Annotated in this window: 8 protein-coding genes; 4 read left to right on the top strand and 4 right to left on the bottom strand. The window is 36.2% G+C overall.

Going from position 1 to position 15,845, the window contains the following annotated elements:
- Positions 1-3 precede the first annotated feature (3 nt).
- The 4 genes from DYR29_RS17235 to DYR29_RS17220 all read right to left on the bottom strand — a co-directional run bounded on the left by DYR29_RS17235 (position 4) and on the right by DYR29_RS17220 (position 7,126).
- Positions 4-885, bottom strand: a complete 882-nt coding sequence (locus DYR29_RS17235; protein ID WP_213277839.1) for a bestrophin family protein — start codon at positions 883-885, stop codon at positions 4-6.
- 131 nt (positions 886-1,016) lie between these two features.
- Positions 1,017-2,246 (bottom strand): efflux RND transporter periplasmic adaptor subunit, encoded by a 1,230-nt coding sequence (locus tag DYR29_RS17230; protein WP_213280651.1) that lies wholly within the window; start codon positions 2,244-2,246, stop codon positions 1,017-1,019.
- 46 nt (positions 2,247-2,292) lie between these two features.
- Positions 2,293-6,654: a CusA/CzcA family heavy metal efflux RND transporter gene (locus tag DYR29_RS17225; protein ID WP_213277838.1), complete on the bottom strand. Its 4,362-nt coding sequence runs from the start codon at positions 6,652-6,654 to the stop codon at positions 2,293-2,295.
- Between the two features lie 148 nt (positions 6,655-6,802).
- Positions 6,803-7,126, bottom strand: a complete 324-nt coding sequence (locus DYR29_RS17220; protein ID WP_213277837.1) for a DUF6660 family protein — start codon at positions 7,124-7,126, stop codon at positions 6,803-6,805.
- 366 nt (positions 7,127-7,492) lie between these two features.
- Between DYR29_RS17220 and DYR29_RS22860 the strand changes: the two genes are divergently transcribed.
- Genes DYR29_RS22860 through DYR29_RS17195 form a run of 4 tightly spaced genes read left to right on the top strand, consistent with a single transcriptional unit; the run spans position 7,493 to position 15,844 of the window.
- On the top strand, positions 7,493-8,341 hold the full coding sequence (locus tag DYR29_RS22860; protein WP_249413529.1) for a cell wall anchor protein: 849 nt from the start codon (positions 7,493-7,495) through the stop codon (positions 8,339-8,341).
- Between the two features lie 6 nt (positions 8,342-8,347).
- On the top strand, positions 8,348-8,815 hold the full coding sequence (locus DYR29_RS17210) for a hypothetical protein (RefSeq protein ID WP_213277836.1): 468 nt from the start codon (positions 8,348-8,350) through the stop codon (positions 8,813-8,815).
- A 5-nt stretch (positions 8,816-8,820) separates the two neighbouring features.
- Entirely contained in the window at positions 8,821-15,522 is a 6,702-nt protein-coding gene (locus tag DYR29_RS17200) for an RHS repeat-associated core domain-containing protein (protein ID WP_249413528.1), read from the top strand.
- The gene (locus DYR29_RS17195) at positions 15,512-15,844 is read left to right on the top strand and encodes a hypothetical protein (protein WP_213277835.1); all 333 of its coding nucleotides are present in this window, start codon (positions 15,512-15,514) and stop codon (positions 15,842-15,844) included. Before DYR29_RS17200 ends, DYR29_RS17195 begins: the two co-directional genes overlap by 11 nt.
- The last annotated feature ends 1 nt before the right edge of the window (position 15,845 follow it).

Here is a 15,845-nt window from a genome sequence, read left to right as displayed (position 1 = left end):
TAATTACATTTCGTAATAAGATGTATTTTCTTTTTTAGGCGGAACATTCTGTTCACCGATCATTTGTCTGATATTGATCTCTATGGTTTGCGCAAGAGAAGTCATCGGAGTATCTACAGGGCCATTTTCAAAAGGATCCTGCATAATGATGGATGTTTTTTCAATAGCAATGAATGTCACCGGAACCAGGAAAGTGATTGCAATTTCTACCAACAGCTGTGAATCATCAAGTCCAAACGGAAGGATGGCGGCAAAAACATAGATCAGAATATGAACTAAAACACTGTATGAGCGTGGAAAAACCGTATTCTTCAGTCTTTCACATTTTCCCATACTGTCGCAGAGCCTTGTGATAATATCGTTCAGCTGCATCTGCTGGAAATCCGTCAGTCCTTTGGAAGCTGTAATTTCTTTCAACTGTTTTGAATGTTCATCCAGAATAGCATTGGGAATATTGGTTCCTTTGATCTGATGTTGATCCAGATATTGCTGAACTTTTTCAGAAAATGGAAGTTTTCTCAGCGATTCTCCAAGGGCATAGGTCCAGATGATCTGTCTTTCGGCAAAATCTTTTATGGTTTTATCATCTCCGGCAGGCATAAACTGAATAACCAGTCTCACAAAAGTTCTGGAATCGTTGACAACGGCTCCCCAGACTGTTCTGGCTTCCCACCATCTTTCGTAAGATTGGGAGGTTCGGAATGCCAGCAGCAATGATACTGCTGTTCCCAGCAATGCAGGAATATTCAACGGCAGTGATATTTTGCGAAACCACGGCAATTCGTCCAGAAGGCCAATGGCAATGGCAAATATTCCGATGAACAGAATTTGGGTTTTTATTTCACGGATGAAATACCAGACTGATATTTTTTTGTTCAGTAACATAATCAGGTCATTTATTAAATTCGGTGAGATAATCTTTGCTTTTTCCTGCCGTTTTTATTCAATAAAAAATTCTGTAAACAGCTCTAATTTAAGGATAAAAATCGACATTTTACTGGTTCCGGCTGGTTTCATTAATGTTCGTGCTCACCTGAATTCACCAGTTTCGCATTGACAAAGAATGCTCCTTTCACTACTATTTTTGCATTGTCCGGAATACTTCCTACCGGAGTTATCGCGGTATATCCCATATCGGAAGTTCCTTTTACCACTTCAATTTTTTCAAAGTTTAAGGTTTTCGAATGGGGTTTTCCTTTTTCTTCGTGTTCTTCTTCCGCTTTTTTATCCGTCTGAATAAACACGTAGTATTTTCCGTCTGCTTCTACAATTGCTTCTGTAGGAACTGCAGGGGTTGTACTTTTATCAAGGCTTACGATTCCGGTGATATTCATCCCGTCAATCAGTCCGGATTTGTTTCCGATCACTTCGCAATGCATAGAAATAGTTTTACTTTCGTTCTCAAAAGAGGAACCTATGCTGTAAATTCTCGCGTCGTATTCGATTTCCGGATTGTTGGTCAGTTTAAAATGAACAATCTGCCCTACTCTCATTTTAGGAAGATCTTTTTCAAACACCTGAAGATCGAGATGGATAGAACCGTTATCAATCACTGTGGCAACGGGAGAAGAAATATCTACATAACTTCCAATTTGTGCTGTAATACTGCTGATCGTTCCGCTGATAGGGGCAGTGATCACCAAACCTGATTTCATATTTCCATTGTTTACCTTCCCGGGACTTATTCCCATCATCTGAAGCTGTTTCAGCAGGGAAGCTCTTTTTGTTCTTAATGTTTTCAGCTCAGCATCGGCACTCTGAAGGTTTTTCTTCGCTCCTGCATCATTATCAAAAAGTTCTCTTTGTCTTCTGTATTCCTGTTCCGCATAAGTAATTCTGCTATTTGTGGTCAGATAATCTTCCTGAAGCTGGATGTATTCCGGATTGGCAATGGTTGCGATAACTTGTCCTTTCTTCACGATACTTCCAACCTGAATATTGATGGTTTTGATAATTCCTCCGTACAGGGAAGTAATGGTTGCTTTATTACTATTCGGAACACTGAGAAGACCATTCGCTTTTATGGTAGAGGTCAGTTCTTTCATTTCTACTGTTCCCAAAGCAACTCCTACAGACTTCATCTGATCTTCTGTAAGCGAGGCTATAGTTTGTGGACCTTCTTCGTGGGCAGATTCTTTCTGCTCTGTTTTTTCAGGAGCCTTTTCTTCTGCGGCTTCTTTTTTTCCACAACTTGTCAGTAATAGTGAAATCAGGATAAGAGGTATGATATTATATTTGAGTTTCATATCTAAGAATGTATTTTGTCTGATATTGTATTTCAGCGCTTTCATATTATTTATTAATGATTGAATTAATGGTCACTACAGATTGGTTTACCTGCTGGATAGATTCAAGGTATTTCAACTGAATATTGGTAGCAGTCTGGAGGGCAAAAAGATATTCCACATAGGAAATTTCTCCTGTTTTATATCCCAACTGGGCTGCTTTTACAATTTTATCAGCATTAGGCAATGCCTGACTTGTATAATAATCATACTGCTGAATATCCTGCTGGTACTGGCTAAAAGCATTGTCCAACTGTGCTGAAAGTTGTTTCTGCTGCATTTTTGCATTGGTTTCTGCAACCTGTCTGTCATATTCCAGAGCCTGAATTCTTGCTTTGGTTGCGCCAAACGTCAAAGGAATTGCTACTCCTACTGTTGCCGACTGAAAACGTTTTCCTGAATTATAAAAATTTTCCTGTCCGTTAACAGTATGGAAGCCTATCAAAGACTGATTGGTATATCCTAAGCTGAAATCAGGAAGCCCAAGTGATTTTTCAACTTTCTTATTTTTTTCTGCAATTTCCATTTCCTGATAAAAAGCTTTTACTGTAGGATTGTTGACAACTACAGCACTGTCGAGTACATTTTCTGCTTTTAAAGGGGCATAATCTTTATTAAAAGGAACTTCAATATCTTCTGAAGTGTTCATCAGAGTTTTTAAATTCTTATAAGCGTTATTCAGATATACTTCATTCTGTCTGAGTAGCAGATCAATTTCTCCTTTCTGGGTTTCTGCGGTACTGATTTCAATCTTTTTGATATCACCTGCTTTGAATCTTACGGTCGCGATTCTGATAAATTCCTCATAATATTTATCCAGACTGGTTAGCTGAGCTTTATTATACTGGAGATATTCAATCTGATAATAATAGGTTCGTACCTGCTTTATCAGCTCATTGGCTGTGATTTCTTTATCAATCTGTTTGCTTTTAATATTTTCATTGATTAAGTCTTTTCTTGCTTTAAACAAAGTGGGAAAAGGAATACTCTGTGAAATAGCAAACGATTGGTCAAACTTCGGACTGTTGTATTGTCCAAGCTGAGCTTCAAAGCTTAATTTGGGAAGTTCTTTTGCTGTGGGTCTTAATGCTTCAGCAGATTTAATGCTCAGATCTTTTGACTGCAGGGTTAAGTTATTGCTCACCGCCTGCTCTACCGCCTGTTCCACAGAGATAGGTCTGGACTGTGCTTTAAAAGTCTGTCCCAGCATCATGAATCCTACAACAAGAACTGCTGTAAACATTCCCGTATTGTTATTTCTTCTTTTCAAAATCTTTGTGTTAAAAATGATATACAGCATCGGCAAAACGAATAACGTAAGGAAAGTAGCTGTCACCAGACCACCAATCACCACTGTTGCCAATGGTTTTTGTACTTCAGCACCCGCACCTGTAGAAATAGCCATCGGTAAAAATCCTAAAGAAGCTACTGTTGCAGTCATTAATACCGGTCTCAATCTGGTTTTTGTTCCATCAAATACTCTTTTCAGAATATCGCTTTCCCCTTCTTTTTCTAATTGGTTGAATGTTCCGATCAAAACAATTCCGTTCAGTACTGCAACTCCAAAAAGTGCAATAAATCCGATCCCGGCACTGATACTGAACGGCATATCTCTCACTAAAAGCGCAAATACACCACCGATTGCACTCATAGGAATGGCTGTAAAGATCAATGCAGCCTGTTTGAATGAACGGAAAGTAAAATACAACAGCATAAAAATAAGAAGCAATGATACTGGAACAGCGATCATCAGACGTTTGCTGGCTTCCTGAAGGTTTTCAAACTGTCCTCCGTAGGTAAAGTAATATCCGGAAGGAAGTTTCACTTTATTCAGTTTTGCCTGAATATCTTTCACCACACTTTCCACATCACGGTCTTTTACATTGAATCCGATGACAATTCTACGTTTTCCCTGTTCACGGCTGATCTGTGCAGGTCCAAGTTTATAACTGATATTCGCGACCTGCGATAATGGAATCTGTGCTCCTGTACCGGAAGTAATCATCAGGTTGTTCACATCTGAGATATCCGTTCTGTGAAGACTATCCAGACGGACTACCAGATCAAAACGTCTTTCATTTTCAAAAACCTGTCCGGCAGCTTTTCCTGCAAACGCTGTACTTACTGCATTGTTGACATCCTCAATATTCAATCCGTAATTGGCAATTCTTGTTCTGTCATACTGAACATTGATTTGTGGAAGGCCACTAACTCTTTCAATCTGAGGGGCTGTAGCTCCGTCCACTGTCTGAATGATTTTCCCAACTTTATCTGCATACACAGCTAAGGAATCAAGGTTTTCTCCGAAAATTTTCACAGCAACATCCTGTCTGATACCGGTCATCAGTTCATTGAAACGCATCTGAATAGGCTGGTTTTTTTCAAAGAATACCCCGGGAATCGTTTCCAGTTTCTCACTGATCTCATCTGCAAGCTCATTATAGGACTTCTTAGTTTTCCATTCACTTTGCGGTTTTAATACAACAATCATATCGGTTGCTTCAGGTGGCATCGGATCTGTAGGAACCTCAGCGGAACCCGTTTTTCCGACCACCATTTTCACCTCATCAAACTGTTTGATAATTCTTGACGCCTGCATGGAAGTTTCTATACTCTGGCTCAATGAGCTCCCCTGTGGTAAAATACAGTGAAAAGCAAAATCTCCTTCCTGCAGCTGCGGGATAAATTCCCCTCCCAAATTTTTAAAGATAAAAGCAGAGATAAGGAAGACTACAGCGGTTGCCGAAACAATGATATATTTTACTTTGATCGCTTTCTGTAATAATGGCTGATAAACCTTTTGCAAGCGATTCATCATTTTATCGGAGAAGGTTTCTTTGTGGGATATTTTCTTAGATAAAAACAGTGCGCTCATCATAGGAATGTAGGTCAGGGATAAAATTAAAGCTCCAAGAATAGCAAATCCTACTGTTTTCGCCATTGGGGTAAACATTTTTCCTTCTACGCCAGCTAATGTAAGAATCGGGATATATACGATAAGGATGATGATTTCCCCGAAAGCTGCACTGCTTCTTATTTTGGATGCAGAAAGGAATACTTCTTCATCCATTTCAGACTGCGTTAATGCACGGACAGATTTCCTTACTCCCAAATGATGTAAAGTAGCTTCTACAATAATAACGGCTCCATCGACAATCAATCCGAAATCTATAGCACCAAGGCTCATCAGGTTGGCACTTACCCCGAAAACATTCATCATTCCAAGAGCAAACAGTAATGAAAGCGGAATGGCTGAAGCTACGATAAGTCCGGCTCTCAGATTTCCAAGGAAAACAACAAGAACGAAAATTACAATTAGCGCTCCTTCGATGAGGTTTTTCTGTACGGTATTGATGGCTCTGTCTACAAGATCGGTTCTATCTAGAAATGGCTCTATAATGACATCATCCGGAAGAGACTTCTGAATTGTGGGAATTTTTGCTTTGATGTTGCTGACCACTTCATTACTGTTGGCTCCTTTTAGCATCATCACTACTCCACCCACGGCATCTACTTTCCCGTCATACGTCAATGCTCCGTAACGAACAGCACTTCCTAAACGGACATCGGCTACATCTTTTATAAAAATCGGAACGCTTCCTGTTTCGTTTTTAACCGCAATGTTTTTAATGTCTTCAAGAGAGGTTACCAATCCGATTCCACGGATGAAATAGGCGTTGGGCTTTTTATCAATATAAGCTCCTCCTGTATTCTGGTTATTTTTTTCAAGGGCTGTAAATATTTCCGTAATGCTTGTTCCCATTGCTTTTAACCGATTGGGATCGATAGCTACTTCATACTGTTTTAATTCGCCACCGAAACTATTAATCTCTGCCACTCCCGGAGTTCCGTTCAGCTGTCTGCGAACGATCCAGTCCTGCATGGTGCGGAGTTCTTTGGCATTGTATTTCTTTTCGCTTCCCTTTTTAGGGTGAAGAATATACTGATACACTTCTCCAAGACCTGTACTTACGGGAGCCAACTCCGGAGTTCCTACTCCTTTTGGAATTTCTTCTACTGCGTTTTTCAGCTGTTCATTAATGAGCTGTCTGGCAAAATACACATCTACATTTTCCTTGAACACTACTGTAATTACAGAAAGTCCGAATCTTGAAATACTTCTTGTTTCCTGAATATCGGGAACATTGGCAATACTCTGCTCAATGGGAAAGGTTACCAACTGTTCCACTTCCTGTCCTGCTAATGTAGGACATACGGTAATAATCTGTACCTGGTTATTGGTGATATCCGGTACAGCATCTATCGGTAATCTGGTAGCACTCCACGTACCCCAGATGATCAGCACCAACGTCATTAAACCAATGATCACTTTATTTTTGATACTGAATTTTATGATTTTATCTAACACGATTTGTATTTAATTTTTATTGAAAAGTGAATGCACGCAGTATAAAATACTGCAGCAAAAATATCCTGAAAACCTCTGCAATGGTATTGCAAAGTTTCAAGCACAGTTAAGTATCAGAAAGCATAGGCTTTCTAAAAGTCAATAAAAATTAAATTTTAGGAGGCTGCCAGATAGGATCGTAAATCTGGTAAGCAAAATCGTTTTTGTGGAATAGAATCTTCTTTGAAAAATAAGCAGGAATCTGATTTGGAATTTCCAATAGTGGATCCATCTTAAATGCTGAGACAGTCATCTGGCAACAGCTACAAGCACACAATGGAGAACATATATCTCCTTTTTCTGTAGAATGAGCACTATTAATACTTAATGAAACCTTATTATCACCTGTATTCAATGGATGAGACGTGTCTTCACATGGCATCAGTGATAACGCCATAAAGTAAATTGCCAGTATCCATCTTAAGAGGTTCATTGTTACAAAGGTAGAGATTTTTTCTAAAATTGAGAACTCTTGTCATGGGACTAGTTCATAAAAGCATAGTTTTTTGCTCCAATTTATTTTAACGGAAAGTATTCAACTAAAAAAATTCATCATATAGACAATTATTCCAACAAAAAGAATAGAAAAACCAAATAATCATTAAACAAATCATAAATCTAAATGATTTTTATTAAAAACAACTAAAACAACACAATATTACCAACACGAAGCTATATTTTTTCTTAAATTCGCAAGTGAAAAAAAATAAATAATTTCTCATTAATAGAATTTTTATTATACACGACATTATTTGTCGTCTTCTGATTATAGTTTTACAAAAAAAATTAATTAACAATTATGAAAACACAATTATTTTCGATTGCACTGCTAGTGTCATCATTTACATTTGCTCAAAGTTGGAATATCACAGGAAATTCAGGGACAAACTCATCCAATAATTTTATTGGAACTACAGATAATCAACCTTTGGTTCTGAAGTCTAATAATATTGAGAGTCTTCGAATTAAGCCTAATGGGAATATTGGAATAGGTACTACAAGTCCCGATGCTAAATTGCATGTAGCTCAGGATAATACTAATAACCAAAATTTAGTTTTAGGAAAGTTTACATCTTTCGGGCCAACCGGAGGTAGTGCCATAGTCAATTTAACATATAATAGTACTACCGCTAATCTGGAAGTAAATTCTACATATTCAGGCAGTAACTTCAGATATGGAACTTATGGTGACTTTAATATTGAAAATGAGATTACAACCCCGGATTTTGGAGCGATTAATTTTATTACAAACAAGAAAGTACAACTTGCCATTAAGCCCAATGGAAATGCTTCGTTACAAGGTAAACTTGAAGCCAAAGAAGTAAAAGTAACCCTAACTCCTACTGCTGATTTTGTATTTGATGAAAAATATGATCTTCCAAAATTAGAAGAAGTTGAAAAACACATTAAAGAAAAAAAGCACCTTCCTGAAATTGCTTCTGCTAAAGTAATGGAAAAAGAAGGTGTAAATGTGGGTGAATTCCAAATAAAATTATTGCAGAAAATTGAAGAGCTTACTCTTTATTCAATTGAGCAGAATAACCAGATTAAACAGCTCAAAAATGAAAATGAAGCTCTAAAAGCCCAATCTGCTAAAATTGAAAAGCTTGAGCAGCAGGTTCAGAAATTATTATCAACACAAAAATAACCACAAATGAAAAGAAAATTACTCTCACTATCATCATTGATGATAGGATTCTTCGGCTTTTCCCAAACCGAAGTTTACTTTAAATATGATGAAGCAGGAAACCAGAGATATAGAGGAATCGACGCAGCTGGTAAAAAGGCTGAAGAAATCGTTTCAAAAGATTCAAAAGTAGCAGCCGTTACCAGACAAGCTCCCACTATTGATGAAAAAACATTCCTGAAACAAATACGCCTCTACCCTGTTCCTGTTAATGACTATCTTACGATAGACTGGACAGAGGAAATAGATGGACTCATAGAATCCGTTTCATTGTATCAGCACAGTACAGTTCATTGGAAATTCCAGCAACAGAATATCCCAGACTTAAACCGCCAGGTTAAAATTAATATGACAAGTTATGACTGGGGAGTATATGTTGTGCGCTTCACGCTAAAAGACGGCAGAATTTTCAGTAAAAACATCACCAAACGATAAGAATAATGAAGCTTTACGATAAGAAAATACAATTATTTTCATCATTCATACTGTCATTATGGTCAGTAATGGGCTTTTCACAGACCATCCTATATCAGGCAGAAAACACCTCAAGAACGGTTCAGGATCCTCAAACAGTGGTGTTAGCACCAGGATTTCAAGCTAAAGCCTCTATTTCTAATCCTTTTGTAGCCAAGATAGGTCCGGCGACAGAGAATCCGGGAGGAGGTCCTGCAGATTCAAATGCGGGCGCAACTAATCCATCGGGAACAAAAGAGGATAGTATCAAATTTCACGATACAAAAGGAAATATCGAAGTAAATGGTAGCGGTCAGCTACAGTTTACTTTACCGATTGCTTTACCTCCGGGAGTGAAAAGTGTAGCACCTCAGATTAATCTTGTCTACACCAGCGGGGCAGGAAACGGAATTGCAGGATACGGATGGACCCTAACCGGAATTACTTCTATTTCCAGAACAGGAAAAACGATTGAGAAAGATGGACAAGTTAAGGGAGTTCAATTAGACTATTCCGACTATTACAGCTTCAATGGTCAGAGATTAATTTTGAAATCTGGTGAATATGGAAAAGATGGAGCAGAATATGTCACTGAGAAATACTCTAACATTAAAATTAAATCGGCAGGAAATAATCCGGAGCAAAATGGACCGCTTTATTTTGAAGTAACTTTTGAAGATGGCTCCCAAGCTTGGTATGGAATTGATACCGGCAGAACACTCACTGAATATAATATTACCAAATGGAAAGATACTCAAGGAAACTATCTTACTTATGAATATGATAAGCAATATTTCGGAGGTGGATGCACCATTGATATAATGACTGGACAACTGGACTGTACAATTGCAACAGATGCCAATACCAGTCTTTTAAAAAAAATATCCTGGGGAGGTAATGAAATACTGGGCAAACCTCATTTTAATAACATAGAATTTAATCATATTGACAGGGCTTTTAGAGAACAATCATACTTACAAGGTCAATATTTTGTCCAAAATAAGCTTTTGTCGGGAGTTAATGTCAATGTAAACGGAAATCAATTTAAAAGATATGGTATTGATTATTCGAAAGATGCAAGTAATTATCAGTTTATTGATAAAATAACAGAATATAACTCTAAGGATGAAGCTGCTAACCCTATCGTTTTTAAAAATGAAGTCGATCCTGAAGTAACCAATATTTTCCAACAAAATGACAGATATGATGAAATTTTTGGGGATAATATTATCTCGGGAGATTTTAATGGAGATGGAAAAGTGGATTTCGTAAGAGGAAATACCATAATGCTTGGAAGGCTAGATGGGACAGGAAATTTTGTAAATATTAATTTTGCAGGAGAAATAGTTGGAGCAGTAAATATACCCAAAGAAAATAAAATCACCTCTAGACAAGCTATAGTAACGTCAGAAATAGATTATCAGAATAAAAAGGTACAATTCAGAACATATGCTTTGGAAGAAAATAATACACTTAGTCTTATTTCAACGAACGAATTAGATGTGTCTAGCTACCCCAATCTTGTTACCTCAGCTCCTTATGAATATAGTACAAGTAATTGTTCCATCAATAAATTAGAATACTTTCAAAAAGTTAAAGAAGGTGATTTTAATGGAGATGGTATATCAGAAATATTATATTCTTTAAATCAAACTACAACTTCTAAATGTAGTGGCAATACTGATACAAAAACAAAAAATGAGTACTTTTACATTGATCTGAAAACAGGATTAAATAGGAATATAACATCTTTATTTACAACGTTCACCGACTATGATGATAACGGCAAATTAATTATCGTCAATTCTTATGACAGAATAGTTATTGCCGATGTTGATAATGATGGTAAATCTGATCTGTATATACCTGATGAAAATAAAATTTCTGTTTATACATTAAGTAATAATGCTTTTAATAAGCTCTTTGATTCAAATTTGGAATCTCTAAACAGGTTGTATTTTGGTGACTTTAATGGAGATGGAAAAACAGATATTATTGCTCCTATTGCCAAAGGCTCCCGGGAGTGGAGACTATATATATCTACAGGTAAAGGATTTATAAAACATTATTATTCTAATTTATACTTATATGAACCAAGCTGGCAGGGAGCTCCAAGAAAAAATAGAAATATTACCAGAACTTATTCTACATCAGATTTGAATAAAGATGGGAAAAGTGATTTTATTGTTTTTGAATCACAGGTATTTGCCCGTAGCGAGGCAAATTGGAATGACTGGAGCTCAAGTTATGGATTTGAATATTTCAAAAATGACGCAATAGACAATCATGGAAAACCTATTTTTACCAGAGCCTACACTATTTTACCTAAAGAAATTGACTGTAAAGAATGTGAAGATCTTAATTTTTCCGGTTATGGTGAGCATTACATTCCTTTGTTTGGTTCTTTCCGTCTATCACAGATTAATACTGAATTTGCAATTATTCACAAGACAAAACTAATCACTTGGGATTTGGGCAATAAACTGAATGTAGTTTCCCGAATAAAATCCATAACCCAGGCAGGAATAAAAACTGATATAGAATATTCGAAACTAGTGAATGATGGAATTATTTATAAATCTCTTTACAGTACAAATCCAGTAACTTATCCATTTGTAAATATTATAGAAAACCTCAATTATTATGTCGTTTCTAAACTTACACAACTTGGGAGGAAACAAATATTCCGCTATAGAGATCTCATCGGAAATCTTCATGGAAAAGGAATGATCGGTTTCAGACAAACTGCCAGATCTGTATTTTTTACAGAATGGCTTATGAATGATAAGAAAATCTGGAATGGCTCTGAGATAGATCCAATAAACGAAGGTTTACCTAGCAAGGAATGGAGTATAAGAACTTCATATGAATCAGAGGCTTTTCCTTCAGATATTTCATTAAACAACAATCAGCTATTATCCTTCAAGCAATATAGCTACAAAATTGATAAACTTTTAAACGGAACAGTCGTCACAAACGTTTCTAATGTAGATAAGAATAAAGTTGTAACAGCAATAAACCCAACCATTACGATTTCAAAGGACTTTCTAAAAAACATAAAAACAGTACATAGTGTAGAAGAATATGATAACTTATATTTACCTAAAAAATCTGTAACAAATATCAATGATGGGTTTTCTATTTTAACATCCAAACTGGAATATTACCCTCCTAATACAACACCCGGAAATAATTATAGTATTGGAAAACCAAGTGTAAAAACGGATATTATTCAAGCATATGGAGATATCAAATCTGCTAAGGAAGAATATACTTATGATAGTAATCTGTTGAAATCTCTGAAAATATGGAACAGAGAAAATACAGAATATGTATTAGAAAGTTATAATCATGATGGGTTTGGAAACATCACAAAGAAAACGATAAGCAACAGTACTGACTCTCAGGAACAAAAAACTGAATCAAAATATGATAATCTGGGAAGATTTGTGGTTGAGAAAACTGATAATCTGGGGCTAAAAACCAACATTATTTATAATGACTGGGGATTGGTTGAAAAGCAAACTGATGCACTTGGAAATGTACTTAACAATGAGTATGACAGTTGGGGGAAATTAGTAAAATCCAAAACTAACCTTACAGGAATTACCAGTTATGAATATATAAAAGACAAAGAATATAATTCTACAGTGATTCAGTATGATCCCGATGGCAATATTTCTAAAAAATATACAAACAAATGGGGACAGGATTATAAAACATCTACAAAATCTTTTGGACAGGGGAAATATATTTCCAAACAGACTCAATATGACGGTATTGGAAGAAAACTTAATGAATCCGAGCCTTATTTCGAAGGGCAAAATCCAACCCAGTGGAACACGATTTATTATAATGATATATTCTTCCCTGCTAAAGTGACAAGTAAGGCATTTAATGGAAAACAAACAGAAACATTCATCTCGGGAAACACTATTACAGAAAAAGAATTGAATGGTTATGAAAGAACCACATCCAAAACAACAGATGCTTTAGGAAATATTATATCCAGCATTGATATGGGAGGAACGATCAACTTTTTTTATAACGCTGCAGGAGAGCAGATTAAAGCTCAATATGCAGAAAATGCAGTTACTACTAAATATGATTCTTGGGGAAGGAAATCAGAATTTAATGATCCATCCAACGGAACCTATCAGTATGAGTACGATGGCTTTGGACAACTTAAAAAGACCATAAGCCCAAAGGGGACTAAGGAGTACACTTATAATAACTTAGGGCAGTTGATTTCTCAAAAGGAAATCTCTGCAACTGATGGAGGCCAAGCCACTAATAAACTAATTTCTTTTGCTTATGATGACAAAGGAAGAATAATTTCAAAATTCGGAACATCTAAGGGAAAAGCTTATAGCTCAAAGGTTTCGTATGACCCTCAGGGTAGACTATTATCTTCATCCGAAAGCAGTAATGGAAAATATTTTATCCAAAAAGGGATTATTTATGATGATAAAGCCAGAGTAACCTCATATGAAAAGCAACTCTATTCTTCCGGCGTCCTTACTAAAGTTCAGATTGAGAATGTTTACAGCGCTTGGAGCGGTGAGTTGTATCAGGTTAAAGATAAGTTATCAGGTAAGATATTGTGGGAACTTAAAGAAACCAATGCCAAAGGACAGGTCCTGAAATCTAAACTAGGAGCAGCAGATATTAACAATATCTATGATGACAATGGTTTCCTAACAAATGTTAATCATTCCTCACAGGTAAAACCAGGCATTCTGCAACTCTCCTACTCATTCGATGCGATCAAAAATGAATTGAAGAGCAGAACAACGGGAGGAGATTTTAACATTAATGAATCTTTTGATTATGATAATAATAACCGTTTGGTAAACTGGACAAATCCTGTAACAGGAATCAAGCCAACGACGAACAGAAATGTCTATGACATCAAAGGAAGAATTACCCAAAACGATCAGGTAGGAACGATCAAGTTTGAAAATCCTGCTAAGATCTACCAGCCTACCGGAATGACCCTTAATGCAGCCGGAGAACAAAATTATAATAATGATTTAATACAAACCATTACTTATAATGAAAACAATGACCCTGTATTTATTGATGGAATGAAGGGAGACGCAGCCTTCCAGTATGGCTTAACTTCAATGAGACAAAGAGTAACCTATGGTGATAATTTCAGCATTGATGGAGATGGTAAGTTCACTAAGTTTTATAGTGAGGATGGGAGCTTTGAGGTGGTAAAAGACAATACAACCGGAAAGGAAAAACATCTTGTTTATATTGGTGGGAACCCGTATGAATCTAATATTGTATATTTAAAGAACTTTACAGAGAATACCGGTTCATATAAATTTCTGCATAAAGATTATATTGGAAGTATTCTGGCGATCAGTGATGAAACCGGAAACAAATTGGAACAGAGACACTTTGATGCATGGGGTAGTTTCACCCATCTTCAAATAGGAAACGGAGCCATCATTAGTGACCAAAATATCATTCTGAACTTGTCGAAGGATCTCGTTATAGATCGCGGCTATACCAGCCATGAGCATTTTGCAGAAATAGGTATCATCCATATGAATGGAAGATTATATGATCCATTATTAAGAAGATTCTTAAATGCCGATGAATTTATTCAGGATCCTTATAATACTCAAAATTATAATAAGTATAGCTATGTAATGAACAACCCTCTGATGTTTAACGACCCTACAGGAGAGATCATGGGATGGGATGACGCATTAATTGCGATTGGAATTGCTATATTTACATCTACTGCAACAGATTATTACCTGAACAGGCCTATAAACATAGGGAATATGTTCCAATCTGTAGTGATGTCACTGACCTCAGCAGGTATCAGCAGTGCCATTGGAGATGTTTTCCTTGCAGGAACTAAAGTTGCAGAAAGCTTAGAAAAGGCTGGAACTATTATTGCTAAGGCCGGAGCTCATGCAATTGCCCAAGGAACATTATCTTACATGCAGGGAGGAAACTTCTGGAGCGGAGCTTTAAGCGGAACCTTTGCAAGCGCGTCTAATGATTTGTTAGATCTGGCTGTAAAACATGTAGGAGAAAATAATATACTAAGAAGTGATGGTTTTGCTCTGTTCAATGGAGCTGTCAGTGGTGGTGTAGGTTCCGTACTCGGAGGTGGAAATTTCTGGATGGGTGCAGGACAGGGATTAATGGTTACTGCTTTTAATTTCTTAGCACATAAAGAAACTACCGTTGTAGAAGATAGTGATGATGGAGATTGCCCTACCTGTCCAAAAAATGCAAAACAATGGCAAACTCATACAACAAATAATTATAATGCATTTGATGAAGAATTCTGGACTTGGGAGAAATCGCCTATTATTAATGGAAGCAAGACTTATTTTTATTCATATGGCAAATGGCATGAAATTAAATATATAACAGGTGATGTTCCTATTGGACCAGCTGGTGCAGGAAAAGGATTAAAAATATTACTGTCTAAAGAATCAATAAAATCAATAAAGTCTTTTAAAAACTTAATAATTGAGCACCAATCAAAATTAACAAAATACATACTGAATCCTGACAAATATGACAATGTTGGCATTCTCAAAAAAGCGCCTAATGAAATTGTTAGAAATAAAATTATCCAAAGTCGAATTAAGCACTTGCAACATGAGATAAAGACATTTCATAAAAATATAAATAATATACTCAATGGAAAATAGTAAACCCGAATTAAAAAAAGCAGACATTAAAAAACTTATTGATGCTTTAATTAATGAGTTAGAAAAATTAAATGATTCAACTTTTTTTACTTTTAATAATGACTTGTATTGGAATATTACTGATGAAGAATTATATGACCCATATAAGGAGCCCAAAGAATTAACAATGGGAAGCTTAATTGAGGATTGGGAATTTTTGCAGAATGTTTTAGATGGAAAACGAGAGATAATAGATTATGATTTATATAAAATTGCATCTCTTCTAAGATTTCTAGGAAAAAGTATGATTATTACAAAAGCTCAAAATATAAGTAATCCTTAAA

The sequence above is a fragment of the Chryseobacterium indologenes genome, assembly GCF_018362995.1.
Lineage (GTDB): Bacteria > Bacteroidota > Bacteroidia > Flavobacteriales > Weeksellaceae > Chryseobacterium > Chryseobacterium indologenes_G.
Note: the sequence above shows the minus strand (reverse complement) of the source record. Positions and strands in the feature narration are given on the sequence as shown.